The sequence below is a fragment of the Brucella tritici genome, assembly GCF_008932285.1.
GTDB lineage: Bacteria > Pseudomonadota > Alphaproteobacteria > Rhizobiales > Rhizobiaceae > Brucella > Brucella tritici.
In genome coordinates this window covers 33330-55928 of the sequence record NZ_WBVY01000005.1, presented here as the reverse complement: position 1 = coordinate 55928, position 22599 = coordinate 33330, and the positions used below count along the sequence as shown (strand labels likewise).

Here is a 22599-nt window from a genome sequence, read left to right as displayed (position 1 = left end):
CGGCGGGAGGTGCCGGTCAGTTTTTGGGTGCATTTATACGAGCGGGATATTGTCCGGCTCGCGGAATGCTGAAGGAGGAAATCATGTCGGAAAAGCTTTACCCGGTCCTTGCCGAGGCAAAGAGAAACACGCTCATCGACAACGCAACCTATCTCGACTGGTATCAGGAAAGCGTGAGCGACCCGGACAGCTTCTGGGCGAAGCACGGACGGCGCATCGACTGGTTCAAGCCTTTCACCAAGGTCAAGAACACCGATTTCAACGGCGACGTATCCATCAAATGGTATGAGGACGGCGTTACCAACGTTTCCTATAACTGTATCGACCGCCACCTGAAGAGCCGTGGCGATCAGGTCGCCATCATATGGGAAGGCGACAATCCCTATATCGACAAGAAGATCACCTATCGCGAACTGCATGAAAATGTCTGCCGTCTCGCCAATGTGCTGAAGAAGCACGGCGTGAAGAAGGGCGACCGCGTCACGATCTATCTGCCGATGATCCCGGAAGCGGCCTATGCGATGCTGGCCTGCGCGCGCATCGGCGCTGTGCACTCGGTCGTCTTTGCCGGCTTCTCGCCGGAAGCGCTTGCCGGTCGTATTGTCGACTGCGAATCCACTTTCGTCATCACGGCCGATGAAGGCGTGCGTGGCGGCAAGCCGGTTCCGCTGAAGGAAAACACCGATACCGCCATCGACATCGCAGCCAAGCAATATGTCATGGTCAACAAGGTTCTCACCGTGCGCCGTACCGGCGGCAAGGTGAGCTGGGGACCGGGCCGCGATCTCTGGTATCATCAGGAAGTCGCAAGCGTCGAACCGACCTGCGACCCGGAACCGATGAATGCGGAAGACCCACTCTTCATCCTCTACACGTCCGGCTCGACCGGCAAGCCGAAGGGCGTTCTGCACACAACCGGCGGCTATCTCGTCTATGCGTCGATGACACATCAATATGTCTTCGATTATCATGATGGCGACATCTTCTGGTGCACGGCGGATGTGGGCTGGGTGACGGGTCACTCCTATATCGTCTACGGCCCGCTGGCCAACGGCGCGACGACATTGATGTTCGAAGGTGTGCCCAACTTCCCCGATCAGGGACGTTTCTGGGAAGTCGTCGACAAGCATCACGTCAACATCTTCTACACGGCTCCGACGGCCATCCGCGCCCTGATGGGCGCAGGTGATGAATTCGTCACCCGCTCGTCGCGTTCGACGCTGCGCCTGCTCGGCTCGGTGGGCGAACCGATCAATCCGGAAGCCTGGGAATGGTATTACAACGTCGTTGGTGACCAGCGGTCGCCGATTGTCGATACATGGTGGCAGACGGAAACCGGCGGCATTCTCATCACCCCGCTGCCCGGCGCAACCGACCTCAAGCCGGGTTCGGCAACGCGTCCGTTCTTCGGCATCAAGCCGGAACTGGTGGACAATGAAGGCGCTGTCGTTGAAGGTGCCGTGGACGGCAATCTCTGCATCATCGATAGCTGGCCGGGCCAGATGCGCACGCTTTACGGCGATCACAAGCGCTTCATCGAAGCTTACTTCTCGACCTATAAGGGCAAGTACTTCACCGGCGACGGCTGCCGTCGCGACGAAGACGGTTACTATTGGATCACAGGCCGCGTCGATGACGTGCTCAACATTTCCGGCCACCGCCTCGGCACGGCAGAAATCGAATCGGCGCTCGTCTCGCATCACTCGGTTTCAGAAGCCGCTGTCGTGGGCTATCCGCATCCGATCAAGGGACAAGGCATCTATTGCTACGTCACGCTGATGACCAGCGAAGCAGTTCAGGACGAAGACGCGCTGCGCAAGGAGCTGACCCAGCACGTGCGCAAGGAAATCGGTCCTATTGCCACGCCGGACAAGATCCAGTTCTCGCCGGGCCTGCCGAAAACCCGCTCGGGCAAGATCATGCGCCGCATCCTGCGCAAGATCGCCGAAGACGAGTTTGGCGCACTGGGCGATACCTCGACGCTGGCCGATCCGGGCGTCGTGGACGACCTGATCGAAAATCGTCAGAACAAGAAATAATAAAAAGCCCCGGTTTCCCGGGGCTTTTTTAACAACGCAGCCTGAGAAGGCACCCAAGTTTGATGAGATTGTCGTCCTGCTGAGACGAAAATCGTGATCTTTGAGAACCGGAGCGGAGTGTACTTAAAGTACATGAGCACCGGAAGCGCAGAAGAGCGCGATTTGCAGGCCAGCAGGGCGACAATATCCCAAACTTATTAGAAATCGATCGACCGACCCTTGATCTCCCAATCGCCGAAACGGGCGGGGTCCTTGCCGCCGCGACCGCCAAGTTCGCGGGGCGCTTCGTTTGCCTTTTCGGCTGCGCGGCGCGCTTCGGCTTCCTTCAGAGCACGCTGGGCAGCAGGCGGCAGGTCTTCAAACGTGCGCTTGTCTACGTTTTCCGGGCTTTCGGTTGCTTCGGTTTTTTCACTCATCGGTCATATTCCCGTTCTCGGTTTTTACTTCGAACATTGAAGCAAAGCCTGTTCATACCCATCATATAGGCAGAAAGGCTTGCCGTACAAAACCCCTGCGGGTCATGCAGCCTAAGATTTGGAGACCGCCACGGATGAATATGACGAAAACTGCCATGCTGATCGCCCTCATGACGGTCATGTTCATGAGCATCGGCTATTTGCTGGGCGGCGGCGGCGGCATGATGATCGCACTTGTGATCGCTGTCGCCATGAACCTGTTCGGCTACTGGAACTCCGACAAGATGGTGCTGCGCATGTACAATGCGCAGGAAGTGGATGAGCGCAGCGCACCGGACTATTACCGCATGGTAAGTGGGCTGGCTGCCAATGCGGGCCTCCCCATGCCGAAGGTCTATATCATCCATGAAGACCAGCCGAATGCCTTTGCCACGGGCCGCAATCCAGAAAATGCTGCCGTTGCAGCCACAACCGGGCTCCTTAACCGCCTGACGCCGGAAGAGGTCGCAGGCGTGATGGCGCATGAACTGGCGCACGTGCAGAACCGCGACACGCTGACCATGACGATCGTGGCAACGCTTGCCGGTGCCATATCCATGCTCGGCAATTTTGCCTTCTTCCTTGGCGGCAATCGTGAAAACGGCAACGGCATCATGGGTGTGGTCGGCACCATTCTCGCCATGATCGTCGCGCCCTTTGCCGCGATGATCGTGCAGATGGCGGTCAGCCGCACCCGCGAATATGCCGCCGACAAGCGCGGCGCGGAAATCTGCGGCAATCCGCTGTGGCTGTCCTCGGCGCTGGGCAAGATCGCCCGCGGCGCCAAGACCATTCCGAACGAGGAAGCCGAACACAACCCGGCCACCGCGCATATGTTCATCATCAATCCCTTGAGCGGACGCGGCGCGGATAATCTTTTTTCGACCCATCCGGACACCGATAACCGCATTGCAGCACTTGAACAGATGGCTGCCGAAATGGGCATCCGCTCGGCTGGAATGGCCCCACGTGCCGCTGCCCCTTCCCAAAGCAGCGGTCCATGGGGTAATGCAGGCGGTAACAGCAATGGCGGTTCCGGTTATCGGGGGCCGTGGTCCTAAATAAAGTAGAACAGTGTGAACGATAAAAAGCCCGCGCCGAAGCGTGGAAATAAGAAGCCGCAAATGAACACCAATGCCGCAAATGATCGCCCTGGCCTGCGCCCCGGTCTGGCGGCGCGTTTGTGTGCGGCGCGCCTTCTCGGTGCGGTGATCGAAAAGAACACCTCGCTTGACGGCCTGACCGACAATACGCACGGTCATCCGCAATATCTGACGCTGGAGCCGCGCGACCGCGCGCTGGTTCGCGCCATTCTGGGTTCTGCGCTGCGCAATCGCGGCAGCATCGAACGCGCTATCAACAAGCGGCTCGACCGGCCACTGCCGGAAAATGCCGTGGCGTTGAAACATCTTCTGCATGTCGCCATCGCGCAGATTTTCTATCTCGACCTGCCCGATCATTCCGCCGTTGATCTTGCGGTGGAAGCGGCGAACAACGATCCGCGCAACCGCAAATATGCCGGTCTCGTCAATGCGCTGCTGCGTCGCCTGTCGCGCAACAAGGAACGCGCACTCGCCCACACGCTTGAGCCTGAAACCAATGTGCCGGAGTGGTTTGCCAAAAGCATCACCGACGCCTATGGCGCGGAAAAAGCAGCAGCCATTCTCGCCATGCATGCCTATGAGCCGCCGATCGATTTCACGGTCAAGGGCGACGCGAAAGCATGGGCTGAAAAGCTCGGCGGCACAGCCCTCCCCAATGGTTCGGTGCGCCTGCAAACGGTCGAAGGCAATCTCACTGACCTGCCCGGCTTTGCCGAGGGCGACTGGTGGGTGCAGGATGTGGCGGCAAGCCTGCCTGCGCGCCTGATGGGCGACATCAAGGGCAAACGGGTTGCCGATCTGTGCGCCGCCCCCGGCGGCAAGACAGCGCAGCTCGTACTTCAGGGCGCAGACGTGACCGCGCTCGACCTTTCCGAAAACCGGCTGAAGCGCCTGCGCGGCAATCTGGAACGTCTCGGCTTCGAGGCGAAGACTGTCGCCACCAATCTGATGGATTTCCAGCCGGACGAACTGTTCGACGCCGTGCTTCTGGATGCCCCCTGCTCTTCTACCGGCACGGTGCGTCGTCATCCCGATGTGCCATGGACCAAGACGCCGCAGGACATAGCAAAGCTTGCCGAACTTCAGGGCAAGCTTTTGGCGCACGCGGCCACTCTGGTCAAACCCGGCGGCATAATCGTCTTTTCCAATTGTTCGCTGCACCCGCTCGAAGGCGAGGAAATGGCGCGCAAGGCAGCGGAAAACCCGCTGCTGGAGCCTTTCCCGATTACGGAGCAGGATTGCTCCAGCCTGAACGGACTTCTGGACGGGCTGGTGACGGCGGAAGGCTTTCTGCGATCCACTCCGGCAGACCTGCCGCCGGATCGTTTTGAGGGCAATCCGCAGATGGCTGGCATGGACGGCTTCTTCGCAGCCCGCTTCAAGCGCCGGTCCTGAGGCCAGCTACAAGCAGACAAATCGTAAAAATTGCCATAACGGGTCGCGATACCCGTTATGGTTAACGCTCGATTCACCATTTCTGTACAATTGTATCAAAGGAACGGGCTGTTCGATCTGGCCAAACAATAATGACAAACGATACGGAGAAAGACCGGGTGGCAGTCGCCCTCAGCGAAACCCCACATCTTTGGGGACTGGCCGTTGCACAGGCTTGGCGCAAGTTCAGCCGCCGTCTGCGCATGGGGCCGCTTTATCGCTGGCGCTTCACCGGCTTCACCCCGGATCGTATCCTGATCGCACCGCCTGATCTGCGCGTAGCAGACCCGCAATTGGCACAGGAATTCTATCATGGCCGTTTTGCGCTGGCCGGTCGTCTGGTCGAAACCGGCGGATTGTCGCCTTTCGCCGTCGAACCGCCGACGCCGGAATGGGAAGCAGCGCTTCAGAGTTTCGGCTGGCTGCGTCATTTGAAAAGCGCCAATAGCGAACTGGCAACCGCCAATGCGCGTGCGCTCGTTGACGACTGGATGCGCATGTTCGGCAAGCGGATCGGCGGCATCGCCTGGTCGCCGGAAGTCACCGCCCAGCGCATCATCGCCTGGCTCCAGCATTCGAATCTCATTCTGTCGGGCGCCGAACTCCCCGCCTATCGCCGCTTCATGCGCTCGCTGGCCATGCAGGTGCGTTACCTGCGCACCGTTGCAGCCGCCATGGATGATGGCGAGGAACGGTTGCGCGCCCGCATCGCATTGGCATTCGCCGCTCTGGCTCTGCCTGTTTCGCCGCCGACTGCACGCGCCGCCCGGCGCAATCTGGAATACGAGCTGAAACGCCAGATTCTCCCCGATGGCGGACATATCTCGCGCAATCCCGTTACGGTGCTGGAGCTGCTGGCTGATCTTCTGCCGCTCCGCCAGACCTATGCCAATGGCACGGAAGCCCCGCCCAAGGCGCTGATCGAAGCCGTCGAGCGCATGTTGCCAGCCCTGCGCTTCTTCCGCCATCAGGATGGCAGCCTTGCGCTTTTCAACGGCGTCGGCCCAACCATGCCGGAACGCATCATCTCGGTTCTGCGGCATGATGAGACCGCCGGATCGCCGCTGACCCATGCACCCTATTCCGGCTATGAACGGCTCTCGATGGGGTCGACCACCATCATCGCCGATACAGGACTGCCGCCGCAGGTGACCGCATCGCGGGATGCCCATGCCGGTTGTCTCGCCTTCGAAATGTCCTCCGGACGCCAGCGCTATATCGTCAATTCCGGCATCGACCGTTTCGGCCCGCCGGAATTTCGTCCACTGGGCCGCTCGACGGCTGCGCACTCCACGGCCACGATCAACGACACGTCCTCGTGCCGCTTCAGCCTCAATGCGGGTCTCTCCAACATGATCGGCACGCCGATCATTGCAGGCCCGACCCGCGTGCAGCGCGACCGGATCGAGGAAATGGGGCGGCAGGGTTTTGTCGCCAGCCACGACGGCTATGCGCGCCTGTTCGGCATCTATCATGAACGTCGCCTTGTGCTGTCGCACAATGGCAGCGTCATTCAGGGCGCAGACCGCTTCTATCGCGGCGATGGCCGTCCGTTGAAGGCGAACGGACGCGACAATATTGCCGTCCGTTTCCACCTGCATCCGTCGGTCGATATTTCCTTCGATGAGAACGGATTGATCGTTCTATCGGCGGATCGCGACGATACCTGGGTCTTCTCCTGTTTTGAAGTTGCGCCGCAACTGGAGGATTCGATCTTCTTTGCAGGCTTCCGTGGCCCCGTGACATCGAAGCAGATCGTGCTCTCCTTCCCGGCTTCCGAATTGCCGGAAGTAAACTGGCAGTTCAGCCGCGTCGCACTCGGTAGTTACGTATAATTCGCTCTCCCGCTCCTCCCCTTCGAGACGGCGTCCTGAGCTTGTCGAAGGGCGCCGTCTCGAAGGGTCGAGGATCAATGGGATCGAATGCAGGGCAAGAAATACCTCTTCACCGTTCTTTTCCGGCCTTTTGCGGTAGGATTCTCGGCGCGCCTGTGTTAGGGCGAGCCGTCCACTTTCCTGAACGCATCCGTTTCAGCAACGAAGAGACCAACTCCCTATGGCTGTCAGCTCCAAGCATATTCCCGCTCCCGATCTTCATCGGGTGCGCCGCGCCCTCCTTTCCGTTTCCGACAAAACCGGCCTGATCGATTTCGCCAAAGCGCTTCATGCGCAGGGCGTCGAAATCCTCTCGACCGGCGGCACCGCCAAGTCAATTGCCGCTGAAGGCATTCCGGTGAAGGATGTATCCGAAGTAACCGGCTTCCCGGAAATCATGGACGGACGCGTCAAGACGCTGCATCCGGCAGTCCATGGCGGCCTGCTCGCCGTGCGCAACGACCCGGAACACGTCGCGGCCATGGAAGAACACGGCATTGGCGGCATCGATCTTGCCGTCATCAATCTCTATCCGTTCGAGGAAGTCCGCTTCAAGGGCGGCGACTACGACACGACCGTCGAGAACATCGACATTGGTGGCCCGGCGATGATCCGCGCTTCGGCCAAGAACCATGCCTATGTCGCAACGGTCGTCGATCCTGCCGACTATGCCGACGTCGTCGCCGAACTGGAAAAGCATGCAGGCTCCCTGCCGCTTGCCTTCCGCAAAAAGCTTGCCGCCAAGGCCTTCTCGCGCACAGCAGCCTATGACGCAGCCATTTCCAACTGGTTTGCCGAAGCGATCAACGAAGAAACTCCGGTCTATCGCTCGGTCGCTGGCAAGCTGCATTCCGTCATGCGCTACGGTGAAAACCCGCACCAGACGGCTGGCTTTTATCTCACTGGCGAAAAGCGCCCCGGTGTCGCCACCGCGACCCAGCTTCAGGGCAAGCAGCTTTCCTACAACAACATCAACGACACCGATGCAGCTTTTGAACTCGTCGCCGAATTCGACCCAGCCCGTACCGCAGCCGTTGCCATCATCAAGCACGCCAATCCTTGCGGCGTTGCAGAAGCAGCCACCATCAAGGAAGCTTATTTGAAGGCACTCGCCTGCGATCCGGTTTCGGCTTTTGGAGGCATCGTCGCGCTCAACAAGACGCTCGATGAGGAAGCCGCTGAAGAGATCGTAAAGATCTTCACCGAAGTCATCATCGCACCGGATGCCACCGAAGGCGCACAGGCCATCGTCGCAGCCAAGAAGAACCTGCGCCTCCTCGTCACCGGCGGTCTGCCGGACCCGCGTGCCAAGGGCATTGCCGCCAAGACGGTTGCCGGTGGCCTGCTGGTTCAGTCACGCGACAACGGCGTAGTCGATGATCTCGATCTCAAGGTCGTCACCAAGCGCGCGCCGACCGAAGCCGAACTCAACGATCTGAAATTCGCCTTCCGCGTCGGCAAGCATGTGAAGTCGAACGCCATCGTCTATGTGAAGGACGGCGCAACGGTCGGCATCGGCGCAGGCCAGATGAGCCGCGTGGATTCAGCCCGCATCGCAGCCCGCAAGGCTGAAGATGCAGCAGAAGCCGCCGGTCTTGCAGAGCCGCTCACCAAGGACTGCGTGGTCGCTTCCGACGCTTTCTTCCCGTTTGCCGACGGTCTGCTTTCCGCCGTTCAGGCCGGTGCAACCGCCGTCATCCAGCCGGGCGGCTCGATGCGGGACGACGAAGTGATCGCCGCCGCCGACGAACATGGCATCGCCATGGTCATGACGGGAATGCGCCACTTCCGGCATTAGGGCTTTTACGCATTATCCTACGCGAAGCCGCTTCGCACTTTTGCTGGAAATGCTCTACCCCCTTTTATAAAAAGCACTTATCGAGGCCCCGGAACCAATCATTCCGGGGCCTCGTTTTCATTGAGTTTCATATTGTTTCGTTTAAATTCGTTTTCAGCATAGACCGGATCAACGGAGGAGCCCGCCCCATGACGCAGTTTATCGGTTCCATCGACCAGGGAACCACGAGTTCGCGTTTCATCATTTTCGACAGGCAGGGCGATATCGTCGCGAGCGACCAGCGCGAACACGAGCAGATTTATCCGAAGGCGGGCTGGGTCGAACACAATCCGATAGAAATCTGGCGCAACACACAGCATGTCATTGCCGCCGCACTCAAAAGGGCAAAACTGAAGGCAAGCGATATTGCTTCGGTCGGCATCACCAATCAGCGCGAAACCACGCTGCTGTGGGACCGGACGACCGGCGCGCCGCTCTATAATGCTATTGTCTGGATGGATACGCGCACCGACGAACTTGTTGCCCGATACACGAAAGAGGGTGGCGCGGACCGCTTGCGCGCCAAGACGGGCCTGCCGATCTCGACCTATTTCTCCGGACTCAAACTGCGCTGGATACTCGATAATGTTCCCGGTGCGCGTGAAAAGGCCGAGGCTGGAGACGCGCTTTTCGGCACCATCGACACGTGGCTGGTCTGGAACCTGACCGGCGGCACCCGTGGCGGCATTCACGTCACCGACGTGACCAATGCGTCGCGCACCCAGCTCATGGACCTTTCGACGCTGAAATGGGACGAGGACATCCTCCGTCTGTTCGATATACCGTCGGCCTGTCTGCCGGAAATCCGCTCTTCAAGCGAAGTCTATGGCGAGATCATCCTGCCCTCGCTTTCCGGCGTCAAACTTGCGGGCATTCTGGGCGACCAGCAGGCAGCGCTCTTCGGTCAGGCATGTCTTGAACCGGGCGAAGCCAAGAACACCTATGGCACCGGCTGCTTCATGCTGATGAACACCGGCGAGAAACTGGTGCCCTCCAATTACGGCCTGCTGACCACGGTTGCCTACAAGCTCGACGGCGCCAAACCGGTTTATGCGCTGGAAGGCTCCATCGCCATTACCGGCGCTCTGGTGCAATGGCTGCGCGATAATCTCGGCATCATCAGGAACAGCAGCGACATCGAAACGCTGGCGCGCACCGTCGAGGACAATGGCGACGTCTATTTCGTTCCGGCCTTTTCCGGTCTCTTTGCACCGCATTGGCAGGATTCAGCGCGCGGCATCATCGCTGGCCTCACCCGCTTCGCCAACAAGGGGCACATTGCCCGCGCGGCGCTGGAAGCGAGCGCCTATCAGGTCCGCGAAGTACTGGATGCGATGGTGAAGGATTCCGGCGTCGAGATCACGGAACTGCGCGCCGATGGCGGCATGACCATCAATGAACTGCTCATGCAGTTCCAGTCCGACATTCTGGATGTGCCGGTTGTGCGCCCGAAAATCATAGAGACCACGGCACTGGGCGCTGCCTACGCGGCGGGGCTTGCCGTCGGCTACTGGAAATCGACGAAGGACATTGTGGAGAACTGGCAGGTGGGCCATCGCTGGCATCCGCGAATGTCGGCTGAGGAAAGCACGCGCCTGTTCAATACGTGGGAAAAGGCCGTGCAGCGTTCGCTTGGCTGGATTGAATAGAAGTCTCGCCCCGGCCCGTCACGACGGGCTGGTTACAGCCAGCTTGTCGGCCGGATAAGGCGTCATTGCAATCAGCACCAGACCGACCGCAAAGAACATGACCAGCACCGACATGCCCAGCGCCGCTGATCCGCTCAACGCCGTAATGGTCGCCACCAGAAACGGTCCAAGGAAGCTGGTCGCGCGCCCGGCGAGCGCATAGATGCCGAAATAGCGGCCCGATTCCTCCGGCTTGATGCTGCGGGCAAACCAAGAACGCGACGAGGCCTGAACCGGACCGAAGGCTGCACCAATCATCAGACCGTAAATCAGATAGGCGTGTTCTGCCGCGCTGGAGAACAGTCCTTGTGTTGTGGGAGATGCGAAAGGCATCAGGCCGAACAAAGTGTAATCGCGTCCGGTCGAGACAATGCCGATAGAAGCAAGCAGCAACAGCACCAGCGAAAAGATCACGACAGCCTTGGAACCAATCCGTGTATCGACGCGGCTTGCGACCAGGCAACTGAAGATCGCCATGACATTCATCACCATGCCGAAAAGCCCGATCTCGGTGATCGTCCAGTGGAACAATGCTGCGGCATAACCCGCACCGAGCGCCAGCGTGGCGTTGACGCCATCCTGATAAACCATGCGCGCCACAAGGAAGCGGACAAGCCCCGACCGTTTGCGCGCCTCGGTGAGCGTAACCTTCAGTTCTGCAAAGCCGGAGCGCAACGCCTTGCGCAGAGGCTCGCCACGCTCCGCGTCCGGCGTGAACAAAAACATTGGCAGGATGAAAACGAAATACCACAGGGCAGCCAGCGGTCCGGTAATGCGCGCATCCTCCCCCAGTACGGGATCGAGACCGAACAGCGGCTTCATGCCGATGATCGTTGTGCCTGTTTCAGGCGAGGCCGCCAGACATAGCACCACGAAAATGAGTACGATCATGCCGCCCAGATAGCCGAGCCCCCAGGCGATGTTGGAGACACGCCCGATATCGTTGCTCGGCACCAGACGCGGCATCATGGAATCATTGAAGACGATGGAAAATTCTGCAGCCACCATGGCCATCGAAAATGCACACAGTACCCAGAACAGGTTCGCACCCGGAACGGCGAACCACAGCAGGCAGAGGCCTATAATCTTCAGCACGGCGAAGAAAGCGATCCAGGGCTTGCGCGCACCTGTCCGGTCGGCCACCGCTCCCAGGATCGGTGAAAGCACAGCAATGAGAAAACCGGCAGCGGCAAAGCCATAGCCCCAGGCCACCTGCCCGGCTTCAGGGTTTTCTGCCATGCGCGAGATGAAATAAGGCCCGAAGATGAACGTGGTCACGACGGTAAAAAAGGGCTGCGCCGCCCAGTCAAAAAATATCCAGCCCCAGATGCCACGCCGCGAGGCATAGCTGCGGGCAGCCGCAACCTGATCGCTCAATTGCTCTTTCCTTCCCCCCCGGGCAAGAAGTTGGCCCAACCATTGACCGGCCAGTCGGTCGGAAGCCTCTCCTTTATCAGCCGCACCTTATAACCCGAAACTCGGCTTCAAAAGAAACAAAAAGGGCGACCGAAGCCGCCCTTTTGCAAGTTTATGTCGTTGTTTTCTATTGCGCCAGATCGGACATCAGGCCCGCTGCAACCGCCAGTCGCGAGACCGTCAGGTCACCACCTTCCGTCAGCGCCACCATGCGGTTCTTCACCTGCTCGATGCGCGCGCCATCGGCTGCAAACCAGGCTGCTGCCGGGTCCTTGTCCTTGGCAAAACGCTTGAGCGCCGCAATGGTGATACCGCGTGCGGCCTGCGTGATCGTATCGCTTGCTCGTGACAGAGCAAGCCCGTCATAATAGTCCGTGACGGGGATGGAGCGCGCAGCTTCCTCGATGCGTCCGATGCGGAAGGCTTCCGAAACACCGAAATAAGTCTTGGCAGTTACCACCCGGTCGGCATCGGCCAGATGCGCGATCAGCGCGATGTCCGGCATGATGCCTGCAAGCTGCAGATTGGCAAGACGCTGGGCCAGCTTTTCCGGTGCACCCTTTTCCACGAAAGCAGCCTTGTCGGCCTGCAGCGTGCTCTTCAGGTATTCCGGCATCAGACCGTCGAAACGCGGCTCCAGCTCGGCACGTGCCCTGGTGATCGTATCCACCAGTTCCGTCAGATTGGCGCGTGTCGTGTCGTTGCGCAGCACCCAGGCCGTCGTCGCCTGCAACATTTCGCCGACGAGATGGTAGAACTGGTTCTGCACATCGCCCGGTACCTTGCTGTCGAGTGCATCGATGGCATCATAGATCGTGTCGATATCGAAGCCGTCACGCACCGCCACATAGGCGCGGACGATATCGGCAGGCGACTTGCCGGTCGTATCGGCCAGACGGCTGATGAAGGTGATACCGCCACGGTTGATGACATCGTTTGCCAGCAAAGTAGCGACGATTTCACGGCGCAGACGATGGCCGGAGATTTCCTCGGCATAAGTCTTGGTCATGCGCTTCGGGAAATAGCCGAACAGCAGCGACTGGAAGTAAGGCTCATCCGGAAGCTGGCTTGCCACCAGATCATCCGACAGCGACAGCTTGGCATAAGCAAGCAGAACCGCCAGTTCCGGACGCGTCAGCGGCTGGCCCGCCTTCTGGCGTTCGGCCAGAAGCGCATCGGATGGCAGATACTCGACCTTGCGATCAAGAAGCTTGCGATTTTCGAGTTCCGCCATGAACCGCGCCTGATAAGGCAGCTCTGCCAGACCCTGCCTTTCGCTGAGCGAAAGCGCCAGCGGCTGCAGATAGTTGTTGCGCAGAACCAGTTCGGACACATCATCGGTCATGCTGACCAGAAGCTTGTTGCGTGCCGGGCGTTTGAGATTGCCCGAACGCATGGCAGCAGCCAGAGCGATCTTGATGTTGACCTCGACGTCCGAGCAGTTGACGCCTGCCGAATTGTCGATGGCGTCCGTATTGCCGCGACCGCCTGCCAGCGCATATTCGATACGCCCGCGCTGCGTTACGCCAAGATTTGCGCCTTCGCCGATCACCCGTGCACCAACTTCCGAGCCGGTGATGCGGATCGCATCATTGGCGCGGTCGCCTACCTGCGCATCCGTTTCGGCAGACGAGCGGATATAGGTGCCGATACCGCCGAACCAGAGGAGATCGACCTTCGATTTCAAAATCGCGGTCATGATTTCCTGCGGCGTGCCGGAGGTCTTTCCAAGGCCGATGGCTGCAGCAGCTTCCGGCGAGAGCGTGATCGTCTTCTGGCTGCGGCTATAGATGCCGCCACCAGCCGAAAGCTTGGAACGGTCATAGTCCTGCCAGCTCGAACGCGGCAGTTCAAACAGACGCTTGCGCTCGGCAAAGCCGTCGGCTGGAACCGGGTTCGGATCGATGAAAATATCACGATGGTCGAACGCAGCCACCAGCTTGATCTGTTCGGAAAGCAGCATGCCGTTGCCGAACACGTCACCGGACATGTCGCCCACACCGGCAACCGTGAAAGGTTCGGTCTGGATATCCATGTTAAATTCACGGAAATGCCGCTTCACGGCTTCCCATGCGCCGCGCGCAGTGATGCCCATGCCCTTGTGGTCGTAGCCGGCGGAACCGCCGGATGCGAAGGCATCGTCCAGCCAGAAATCATGTGCCTGGCTGATGGCATTGGCCGTATCGGAGAAGGTGGCCGTGCCCTTATCGGCTGCAACGACGAAATAAGGATCGTCATTGTCATGGCGCACGACTTCCGCCGGCGGCACGACATGATTGTCCTCGATATTGTCGGTAACCGACAGAAGCGTGGAGATGAACACCTTGTAGGCATCGCGACCAGCTTCGAACACCGCATTGCGATCGCCGCCGACCGGCAGACGCTTCGGATAGAAGCCGCCCTTGGCGCCAACCGGTACGATCACCGCGTTCTTGACCTGCTGTGCCTTCACAAGGCCCAGCACTTCGGTGCGATAATCCTGTGCGCGGTCCGACCAGCGCAGACCACCGCGGGCGACAGCGCCGAAGCGCAGATGCACGCCTTCCACTTCCGGGCCATAGACGAAGATTTCGCGATAGGGGCGCGGGTCCGGTAGACCTTCGACCAGACGCGGATTGAGCTTGAAGGCAAAGGTGACACGTGGCTTGCCATCGGCATCCGGCTGATAGGCATTGGTGCGCAGCGTCGCTTCGATCAGATTGCGGAACCGGCGCAAAATCTGGTCGTCGTCGATGCTCGGCACGCCGAGCAACGCGGTCTCGATGGCATCGACCAGCTTCTTTTCAGCCGCATCGCGGCGCTTGGCCGATGGGTTGAAGCGCAGGTCGAACAACGAATAGAGATCGCTGGCGATTTCCGGATAACGGTTCAGCGCGGCCGCGATGAAGCCCTGCGAATAGGCGATACCTGCCTGTTGCAGATAACGGCCATAGGAACGCAGGATCATGATCTGGCGTGCCGTCAGGCGCGCGGTCTGCACCAGCGCGTTATAGCCGTCATTATCGGCCAGACCGTCCCATACATTGCGGAACACATCTTCCAGCATCTCGCCATCGTCGGAAAGATCGACGGGAGCGCCATAGGCGTTCACGAGCTGCATGTCGTGCACGTAAACGGCAGCGCCATCCTTGCCAGCATGCGGCAGGTCGATGGTCTGCTCGCTGACGACACGGAACCCCATGTTTTCCAGAAGCGGCACACGCTGCGACAGCACTACCGGCGCACCGTGATGATAAAGCTTCAGCGAAACCGCATCAGGACCATCGGTGCGATAACGATAGAAGTCCACGAAAAGCGGCGCCTCTGCGCTGAGGCCAGCGATGCGCTCTGCATCGACGAGCGCTTCCGGCGCGGTGAAGATTTCGCGATAGGATGGCGGGAAGCTTGCAGCAAGCGCGACGGTCTTTGCGTCTGCATTGTCAGAGCTTTCACGCACCGCATCGTCCCATGTGCGCACGATGGAACGCACTTCCGCTTCCAGCGCTTCGCGATCCACATGCGGCGTGGAGCGCTCATGACGCCGGATGACGAACTGAACGCGCGTCAGGCCGTTCTGCAGGAAGACAGGGTGGAATTCGAAACTGTCGCCGCCATAGACGTCAACCAGATAATGACCGATCTTTTCGCGCACGACCGAGTCGTAACGGTCACGCGGGATATAGACCAGCACGGTGGCAAAACGACCGAAGCGATCGAGACGCGGAACAGCACGCACGCGCGGACGTTCGCCGAGCGCCAGGATCAGTTCGGCATTCGCCGTCAGGCTTTCCACATCAATCTGGAAAAGCTCGTCACGCGGATATTCTTCCAGCACGTTGATGAGCGCCTTGCCCGAATGGTCCTCGCGGTTGAAGCCGAGATGCTTGATGACGGCATCAGCCTTGGAGCGGATGAACGGAATGCCGGCAACCGAACTCGTATAGGCAACGGAGGTAAAGAGACCGACCAGGCGCAATTCGCCGATGGCCTCGCCCTTCTCGCCGAATATCTTCACGCCGACATAATCGAGATAGGAGCGGCGATGCACCAGCGAAAGCGAATTCGCCTTGGTGACGATCAGCGGCTCGTTGCTGTCGAGGAATTCGGTTACCTCACGCGGCGTCACCGTGTCGTCGTCATCCTTGCGCAGAACGCGGACTTCATTGTCGTTGAGGATGCCGAGCGTTTCCTTGACCGGAACCAGCTCGCGCTTGTCGCCCTTGCCCTTGAAGGTCAGTTCGCGAAGCCCGAGGAAGATGAAACGGTCGTCGCGCAGCCATTCCAGAAACGCGATGGCTTCCGGCATGGCCGGATCGCTCGTCATTTCGGAAACGCGCTTGTAATCGGCGATAGCGCCGTCGAGACGCTTCAGCATCGGCTTCCAGTCGCTGACAGCGGCACGGACCTGTCCGAGCACGCGCTTGATCGCGGCGGTCAGGTCGGCCTTGGCCTGCTTGTCGAGGGCTGGAAGATGAATCTGTACAAGGCTGACGCGCTCAACGCCCTTGGCAGGCGCGAGCTGCGATGCTTCGCCCAGAATGACCAACTCGTCCTTCTCGCGCGCAATATCCAGAACCGGATGCACAACCATGAAAATCTGGCCGACATGATCGTTCAGCTCACCCATGATGGAGTCGAGCAGGAACGGCATATTGTCGTTGACGATGGTGATGACACTCACCGGCCGACCATGGCGTTCGATACCGTTATCGAGGCTGATGATGCTCTTGCCCTTGCGATAGGATTCGAGGGCGGCATAGCCGTGACGGGCTGAACTGTCGAGAGCGGCAGCATCGTAAGCGGCCAGATCTTCTGGCGGCGCCCATTCGAAGAGAAGCTGCGAGAAGGCCGTAAGCGCCTTCGACTTGCCTCCCTTCTTCTCCTCCTTGCTTGCCTTGGAACCTTTAACCTTGCTCGACCGATCCTGCTTTGCAGTCACGTCGGATACTCCTGTCATGATGGCAATGCGCGCCAAACTAGCAGATTAGGCATTGGTTTCGATGGCAATTCGTTGAAAATAACGAAAAATTTCCCGGAAAGTCAGAAAGACCGCATTTAATCCATTTAATTTGGAACAAAACTTCGAAAACTTCCCGCGAAATTTCGGAATATGCCAGCGGATTTCTCCGCGAGGCTCAAAAGTCATGCCAAAAGGGCGAATCCAGAGGCCAGCTTCGCCACATTTCAGACTAAAGTTGCAGATGATTCTGATGAATGAATCGGCCTGTCAGAGCTCGATCAGGTGATCGTCCAGCTCATTGATATTGTCTGCTCCTGCCGGGAAATGTTTCTCCAGCAAAAGCCCGGCCTGACCGATGGCCAGCACGAAACCTTCGGCCACTTGGGCGCGGGAAGCGTGATGGATGAGCGTCGCGACAATTGCATTCCATTCGTCCTGCTCGACACGCGCATGAATGCCCGCATCAGCGATCACCTCGGCATAATGTTCGGCCATAGAGACAAAGAGCAGAATGCCGGTGCGGTGCTCGGTAATATGGACATTGCGTGCCAGAAACTGCTGCAGCGCATTGAGATGGGCGCGCTTGTAACGGATGCGGCGCGGCACCAGCATCATGCGGATGACCGGGAAGAACCACAGCACCAGCATCGCAGTCGCAAACGCCGCCAGCACTGCAAGCCCGAACATGGGCAGGCGGATATCGAACCAGTACCAATGGGCGAGAAAGGCTGCGATCACCGAAGCAATCAGGATGCCGCAGGTCGCAACAAAGCCCGCCGCAAAGAAGTAGTCGTCGCTGGAGCGTGCCAGGACCGCATAGATTTCGCCGCTGGTTTCGGTTTCCGCCTTGCGGATGGCCTCGGCAATGCGGGCGTGGTCCTCGGCGCCAATCAGCGTGTGATGCTTCATCCTTGCGTCTCCCTACCAGCTACCCGAGGCGCCGCCGCCACCGGATGAACCGCCACCACCGGAGAAACCACCGCCTCCCCCGCCGGACGACCAGCCACCGCCGCCGCCCCAGCTTCCACCACCCCTGCCGCCAGAGCCGCCGCCGCGATTGTTGTAATCCACGACCATGCCGAGCCACTGATATTTGCCCGGCCCGATCTTGCGTCCGAAAACCGGCGTCAGGATCGCCATACCGAAGCCGCCGAAGAAGATCAGGCACCAGAAGGCGATGAAGACGACAAAAACCCAGTCGACATCATCCGAACTCGACTGCACATTGCGCTTGGCCCGCGCTTCAAGCTCGGCTGCATCGCCGGAAAGCACCGAAAGAATGCCATCCACGCCCTGCACGATACCATTCGAATAATTGCCGGTGCGGAATTCGGGAATAATGGTGCCATTGATGATGACGCTTGAAAGCGCATCGGTCATGACGCCTTCGAGACCATAGCCGACCTCGATCCGCACCTTGCGGTCATTGGGCGCCACCACCAGCAATATGCCGTTGTTTTCCTGTTTCTGCCCGAGCGCCCAGGCACGGAACAGGCGGTTGGAATAGGTTTCTATGTCTTCGCCATTGAGGCTCGGGACCGTCACCACAACCACCTGATCCGACGACTTCGCTTCATAATCGGCAAGCTTCTGGATCAGTTGCTGGCGCTCTGCGGGGTCGATGATCCCCGCCGCATCCACCACGCGACCGGTCAAGGCCTGCGCAGGTTTTGGCGCATCCTGTGCAAGGGCCGCCGTGTGCAGCGTCAGCGCTGCGCAAAACAGCAGGAAAGCGAGCGCAAGGAGATGTCGCGGCCAGCCCAACCAGCCAAGGCCGCGACGATCACGCGAGAGTGCTGCACTCGCCCCGAAACGCATCATGAGACGCGCCGTCAGTTGAAGTTGACTTTAGGCGCGGCCTGACTGCCTGCATCAGCGCTGAAGCTCTGCATCGGCTGTGCATCGCGATACCAGATCCAGGTCCAGATCATCGTCGGCATGGTGCGCAGCGCCGTGTTGTAGACGCGAACCGCTTCGATATAGTCGCGGCGTGCGACGGCGATGCGGTTTTCAGTACCTTCAAGCTGCGACTGCAATGCAAGGAAGTTCTGGTTGGCTTTCAGGTCCGGATAGCGCTCGACCACCACCATCAGGCGCGACAGCGCGCTTGTCAGGTTGGCCTGGTTATCCTGAAACTGCTTGAAGAGTTCCGGATTGTTGAGTGTCTCCGGTGTGATCTGCACCTGCGTCGCCTTGGCGCGCGCCTCGATCACGGCCTGCAGGGTTTCCTGTTCGTGAGCAGCATAGCCCTTTACGGTCTCGACCAGATTGGGCACGAGATCAGCGCGGCGCTGGTATTGGTTCTGCACCTCGCCCCAGGCGGCTTTCGCCTTTTCCTCATTGGTCGGGATCGTGTTGAAACCGCATGCCGATAGCAGCGGAACCAGAACAGCGAGACCAAGAGCGATGAAAATACGGCGAAGAGAGAAAGAAGTGGCAACCGTCGCAGCCGACATGGACTTCTCCTGAAAAGAGCGCTTTGCCAAGCGCCGGGAAAACAAATCTGTCACCCGCATATGTGTGTTCACGTGAATGCGAGCCGTCAAATCAACAAGATAGACGAAATCCTCTCGTTTTCCAGTCGATTTGAACAACAAGGTAAAACTGCGAACACCACAGTCCGATTTCAGGGGTGCAATCGGAAAGCACTGCTTTCGACCGCCGCGCAGACAGCGGCAAGCGTCTGGCTGCGCGAAAGCCCTTCTGTCGGCAGCACATGTGGCTCAAGCGGACCCAGTGCAGACAATTGCCGGTGAAGTTCTGCAATCGGCCCCGGATCGGTCAGCGTATTGCCGCCCCGCTCGCGGCAACGCCGGATCGCCTCATCGAGAGATGGCCTCAGAACCACATAATGAAGCGGCGCAGCCAGCATTCGGAACGGCTCGAGAAACCATGGCCCGATTATCCCATCGACAATGACGAAATAACCGCCGTCGGCATAGGCTTTGGCCACCTTTGTCAGCGCATCCATCACGATGGCATTTTGCGCATGGGCTTCCGGCAGGTAGGGCTGGATCGCACCGTTTTTAATGAAGTGCCAGAAATCGTCCGAATGAAGATGAACCTTCGGCGAACCCGGCTGGTTCGCAAGCATCTCGGCAGTTGTGGTTTTACCGGCGCCCGGTGTGCCGGTCAGGATAAGAATTTCACCAGAATGTTCCATGTCGGGTTTCGTAGCATAATGATAGCTCTCCGTCAGCCGGGTCGTTTCTGACGAGAATGGCTATGCTTCGCCCAACAAAAAAAGCGACGGATTGCTCCGCCGCTTTTTCAAACCATAAAACTGCGCGAAGATTATTCGCTTGCAGCTTCTTCAGCCGGAGCAGCAGCGGCTGCGGCAGCTTCAGCGGCCTTTGCAGCAGCTTCTTCTTCAGCCTGCTTGGCCATGGCCAGACGTTCCTGAGCCTTCTTGCCCGGCTCACCCTTGGTCGGGTTGCTGCGGGTCGGACGCTTTGCAAGACCAGCCTGGTCGAGGAAGCGCAGAACGCGGTCGGTCGGCTGTGCGCCCTGTGCAATCCAATGCTGGATGCGGTCGGCATCGAGCTTCACGCGTTCAGCGTCCTTGGCCAGCATCGGGTTCCATGCGCCAACGGTTTCGATGAAGCGGCCGTCGCGCGGGCTGCGGACGTCGGCAACAACGATGTGGTAGTAAGGACGCTTCTTGGAGCCAGCGCGGGCCAGACGAATCTTCAGAGACATTTTTTCTTCCTCGTGTTTAATGGTACCCTGAGTTGGTAGCTCAGAGCCTCTGACTGGGCGCCAGAGAAAAAGGGTTAGTCGTTTGTGTTTCCGCCGTGATTTGCGGCGGCATGCTCATGATGCCGAATGACTTCCTTCACGATGAAGTTCAGGAATTTTTCGGCGAAATCGGGATCGAGATGGGCGTCGGTTGCCAGAGCGCGCAGACGTTCCACTTGACGCTTTTCGCGGGCCGGATCAGCCGGTGCGAGGCCGCGTTCGGCCTTGAGCACACCGACAGCCTTGGTGCAGCGAAAACGTTCGGCCAGCATGTGGATCAGCGCAGCATCGATATTGTCGATGGAGGCGCGCAGTGCCAGAAGTTCAGCCGGTGCAGTGTTCTGTTCGTCGCTCATGATGCTCACTTCTTCTTCGGCAGGCCGGGAAGACCGCCACCAAGACCGGGAAGCTTAGGCCCTCCCAAGCCGGGAAGACCGCCGCCCGAAAGTCCAGGCAAGCCGCCGCCTTTCGTCAGACCGGCTGCTTCCGCCTGCTTGGCAAGCGCTTCAAGCTGCTTCGGGTCCATCTTCGACAGATCGGGCATGCCGCCGAGGCCGCCCATGCCACCGCCCAGACCGCCACCAAGACCGCCAAGGCCCATCTTGCTGGCAAGACCGCCCATCATCTGCTTCATCATTCCGCCCTTGCCCTTGCCCATGACTTTCATCATGTCGGCCATCTGGCGGTGCATCTTGAGAAGCTTGTTGATGTCGGCAGCAGTCGTGCCGGAGCCTTTGGCAATGCGCTGCTTGCGGCTGTGCTTGAGAAGGTCGGGATTGGCGCGCTCGGCCTTGGTCATCGAACCGATGATTGCAAGCTGGCGGTCGAACACCTTGTCGTCGAGACCGGCTGCCGCTGCCTTGTCCTTCATTCCACCCATACCGGGCATCATGCCCATGATGCTGCCCATGCCGCCGAGCTTTTTCATCTGGCCCAGTTGATCGGCAAGATCATTGAGATCGAACTTGCCCGACTGCATCTTCTTGGCCATCGCTGCGGCTTTTTCCGCATCGATGTTTTCAGCAGCCTTTTCCACGAGCGAAACAATATCGCCCATGCCGAGAATACGGTCGGCGATGCGCTTGGGATAGAATTCCTCCAGCGCATCCATCTTTTCGCCAGTGGCGATCAGCTTGATCGGCTTGCCGGTGATGGCGCGCATCGAAAGGGCCGCACCACCGCGACCATCGCCGTCCATACGGGTCAGGACGATGCCGGTAATGCCAACGCGATCATCGAAATTGCGCGCCAGATTGACGGCATCCTGACCGGTCAGGCTGTCGGCTACGAGCAGGATTTCATGCGGATTGGCGGCCTTGCGGATATCCGCCATTTCCACCATCAGCGGCTCGTCAATATGCGTGCGGCCTGCGGTATCGAGGATGACGACATCATGCGCGCCGAGCTTAGCAGCCTGTACGGCACGCTTGGCGATTTCGACCGGCGACTGACCGGCAATGATCGGCAGCGTATCGACACCGGTCTGGATGCCAAGCTGGCGAAGCTGTTCCTGTGCAGCCGGACGGCGCGTATCGAGCGACGTCATCAGCACCTTCTTGCGCTGGCGCTCTGTCAAACGCTTGGCGATCTTGCCGGTGGTGGTCGTCTTACCAGAACCTTGCAGACCGACCATCATGATGACGACAGGTGCAGGCGCATTCAGGTCAATCGCAACGCCTTCGGTGCCGAGCATTTCGATAAGCTCGTCATGGACGATCTTGACGACCATCTGGCCGGGCTTGATGCTTTTCAGGATTTCAGCGCCAACGGCCTTCTCACGAACGCGGTCGGTGAACGAGCGAACCACTTCCAGCGAAACGTCGGCTTCGATCAGCGCACGGCGCACTTCGCGCAGCGCTGCGGTCACGTCGGCTTCAGAAAGAGCGCCGCGTCCGGTAAGGCCGTTCAGGATGGAGCCAAGACGCTCCTGAAGTGATTCAAACATCGAGTTATCCTTATATCCGGGAATAGGCGGGAGGCTTCATCCGGGATAGATCGTCCCGCTTATCTGCCAGTTCAAGAAGCAACCAAAGCGATACAGCACCCGAGGGCGCATCGCGCTGTCGGATGTGGACC

At 59.2% G+C, this 22599-nt stretch carries 16 protein-coding genes and 1 pseudogene; 6 read left to right on the top strand and 11 right to left on the bottom strand.

All coding sequences use genetic code 11. The annotated features are described in order from the left end of the window. The first annotated feature begins 83 nt into the window (after positions 1 to 83). Complete coding sequence (gene acs, locus F9K94_RS19255; RefSeq protein WP_151647812.1) at positions 84 to 2039, top strand: acetate--CoA ligase; 1956 nt, start codon at positions 84 to 86, stop codon at positions 2037 to 2039. 71 nt (positions 2040 to 2110) lie between these two features. Here acs and F9K94_RS24955 read toward each other — a convergent pair. Together F9K94_RS24955 and F9K94_RS19250 are read right to left on the bottom strand one after the other, a co-directional pair. After that, positions 2111 to 2201: pseudogene (locus F9K94_RS24955) on the bottom strand (flagellar basal body P-ring protein FlgI); the annotation flags it as partial. 35 nt (positions 2202 to 2236) lie between these two features. Further along, positions 2237 to 2455, bottom strand: a complete 219-nt coding sequence (locus F9K94_RS19250) for a DUF1674 domain-containing protein (RefSeq protein ID WP_151647811.1) — start codon at positions 2453 to 2455, stop codon at positions 2237 to 2239. A gap of 134 nt (positions 2456 to 2589) precedes the next feature. On the opposite strand from F9K94_RS19250, the gene htpX reads away from it, so the two are divergent. From htpX to glpK, 5 genes are all read left to right on the top strand, one after another. Continuing rightward, complete coding sequence (htpX, locus tag F9K94_RS19245; RefSeq protein WP_151647809.1) at positions 2590 to 3555, top strand: zinc metalloprotease HtpX; 966 nt, start codon at positions 2590 to 2592, stop codon at positions 3553 to 3555. A gap of 15 nt (positions 3556 to 3570) precedes the next feature. Beyond that, entirely contained in the window at positions 3571 to 4992 is a 1422-nt protein-coding gene (locus F9K94_RS19240; protein ID WP_151647807.1) for an RsmB/NOP family class I SAM-dependent RNA methyltransferase, read from the top strand. Positions 4993 to 5123: 131 nt separating this feature from the next. Beyond that, positions 5124 to 6866 carry a heparinase II/III family protein gene (locus F9K94_RS19235; protein ID WP_151647805.1) on the top strand — a complete coding sequence of 581 codons (1743 nt, stop codon included), beginning with the start codon at positions 5124 to 5126 and terminating at the stop codon, positions 6864 to 6866. A 220-nt stretch (positions 6867 to 7086) separates the two neighbouring features. After that, a complete protein-coding gene (purH, locus tag F9K94_RS19230; protein ID WP_151647803.1) occupies positions 7087 to 8703 on the top strand; it encodes a bifunctional phosphoribosylaminoimidazolecarboxamide formyltransferase/IMP cyclohydrolase in 1617 nt (538 codons plus the stop codon). Between the two features lie 188 nt (positions 8704 to 8891). Next, on the top strand, positions 8892 to 10391 hold the full coding sequence (gene glpK / locus F9K94_RS19225; protein ID WP_151647801.1) for a glycerol kinase GlpK: 1500 nt from the start codon (positions 8892 to 8894) through the stop codon (positions 10389 to 10391). Positions 10392 to 10409: 18 nt separating this feature from the next. Here glpK and F9K94_RS19220 read toward each other — a convergent pair whose 3' ends face one another. From F9K94_RS19220 to ffh, 9 genes are all read right to left on the bottom strand, one after another. Continuing rightward, positions 10410 to 11807: an MFS transporter gene (locus tag F9K94_RS19220; RefSeq protein ID WP_151647799.1), complete on the bottom strand. Its 1398-nt coding sequence runs from the start codon at positions 11805 to 11807 to the stop codon at positions 10410 to 10412. A gap of 166 nt (positions 11808 to 11973) precedes the next feature. Beyond that, the gene (locus F9K94_RS19215) at positions 11974 to 16764 is read right to left on the bottom strand and encodes an NAD-glutamate dehydrogenase (protein ID WP_151647797.1); all 4791 of its coding nucleotides are present in this window, start codon (positions 16762 to 16764) and stop codon (positions 11974 to 11976) included. A 288-nt stretch (positions 16765 to 17052) separates the two neighbouring features. Continuing rightward, complete coding sequence (locus tag F9K94_RS19210; RefSeq protein ID WP_151647795.1) at positions 17053 to 17694, bottom strand: TPM domain-containing protein; 642 nt, start codon at positions 17692 to 17694, stop codon at positions 17053 to 17055. A gap of 12 nt (positions 17695 to 17706) precedes the next feature. Continuing rightward, the gene (locus tag F9K94_RS19205; protein ID WP_151647793.1) at positions 17707 to 18606 is read right to left on the bottom strand and encodes a TPM domain-containing protein; all 900 of its coding nucleotides are present in this window, start codon (positions 18604 to 18606) and stop codon (positions 17707 to 17709) included. Between the two features lie 11 nt (positions 18607 to 18617). Next, positions 18618 to 19241, bottom strand: a complete 624-nt coding sequence (locus F9K94_RS19200; RefSeq protein ID WP_061347952.1) for a LemA family protein — start codon at positions 19239 to 19241, stop codon at positions 18618 to 18620. 170 nt (positions 19242 to 19411) lie between these two features. Next, positions 19412 to 19948 carry an ATP-binding protein gene (locus F9K94_RS19195; protein ID WP_151647791.1) on the bottom strand — a complete coding sequence of 179 codons (537 nt, stop codon included), beginning with the start codon at positions 19946 to 19948 and terminating at the stop codon, positions 19412 to 19414. Positions 19949 to 20079: 131 nt separating this feature from the next. After that, the gene (gene rpsP / locus F9K94_RS19190) at positions 20080 to 20484 is read right to left on the bottom strand and encodes a 30S ribosomal protein S16 (RefSeq protein ID WP_010661492.1); all 405 of its coding nucleotides are present in this window, start codon (positions 20482 to 20484) and stop codon (positions 20080 to 20082) included. Positions 20485 to 20558: 74 nt separating this feature from the next. Continuing rightward, positions 20559 to 20879, bottom strand: coding sequence for a chorismate mutase (locus F9K94_RS19185; RefSeq protein WP_061348078.1), 321 nt, complete (start codon positions 20877 to 20879; stop codon positions 20559 to 20561). Positions 20880 to 20884: 5 nt separating this feature from the next. Further along, positions 20885 to 22468, bottom strand: a complete 1584-nt coding sequence (gene ffh / locus F9K94_RS19180) for a signal recognition particle protein (RefSeq protein WP_151647789.1) — start codon at positions 22466 to 22468, stop codon at positions 20885 to 20887. Positions 22469 to 22599 lie beyond the last annotated feature (131 nt).

Bases quoted from the DNA above. Each gene is read 5' to 3' on its own strand.
- acs (WP_151647812.1), top strand. From the start codon at position 84: ATGTCGGAAAAGCTTTACCCGGTCCTTGCCGAGGCAAAGAGAAACACG.
- F9K94_RS19250 (WP_151647811.1), bottom strand. From the start codon at position 2,455: ATGAGTGAAAAAACCGAAGCAACCGAAAGCCCGGAAAACGTAGACAAG.
- htpX (WP_151647809.1), top strand. From the start codon at position 2,590: ATGAATATGACGAAAACTGCCATGCTGATCGCCCTCATGACGGTCATG.
- F9K94_RS19235 (WP_151647805.1), top strand. From the start codon at position 5,124: ATGACAAACGATACGGAGAAAGACCGGGTGGCAGTCGCCCTCAGCGAA.
- purH (WP_151647803.1), top strand. From the start codon at position 7,087: ATGGCTGTCAGCTCCAAGCATATTCCCGCTCCCGATCTTCATCGGGTG.
- glpK (WP_151647801.1), top strand. From the start codon at position 8,892: ATGACGCAGTTTATCGGTTCCATCGACCAGGGAACCACGAGTTCGCGT.
- F9K94_RS19210 (WP_151647795.1), bottom strand. From the start codon at position 17,694: ATGAAGCATCACACGCTGATTGGCGCCGAGGACCACGCCCGCATTGCC.
- F9K94_RS19205 (WP_151647793.1), bottom strand. From the start codon at position 18,606: ATGATGCGTTTCGGGGCGAGTGCAGCACTCTCGCGTGATCGTCGCGGC.
- F9K94_RS19200 (WP_061347952.1), bottom strand. From the start codon at position 19,241: ATGTCGGCTGCGACGGTTGCCACTTCTTTCTCTCTTCGCCGTATTTTC.
- F9K94_RS19195 (WP_151647791.1), bottom strand. From the start codon at position 19,948: ATGGAACATTCTGGTGAAATTCTTATCCTGACCGGCACACCGGGCGCC.
- rpsP (WP_010661492.1), bottom strand. From the start codon at position 20,484: ATGTCTCTGAAGATTCGTCTGGCCCGCGCTGGCTCCAAGAAGCGTCCT.
- F9K94_RS19185 (WP_061348078.1), bottom strand. From the start codon at position 20,879: ATGAGCGACGAACAGAACACTGCACCGGCTGAACTTCTGGCACTGCGC.
- ffh (WP_151647789.1), bottom strand. From the start codon at position 22,468: ATGTTTGAATCACTTCAGGAGCGTCTTGGCTCCATCCTGAACGGCCTT.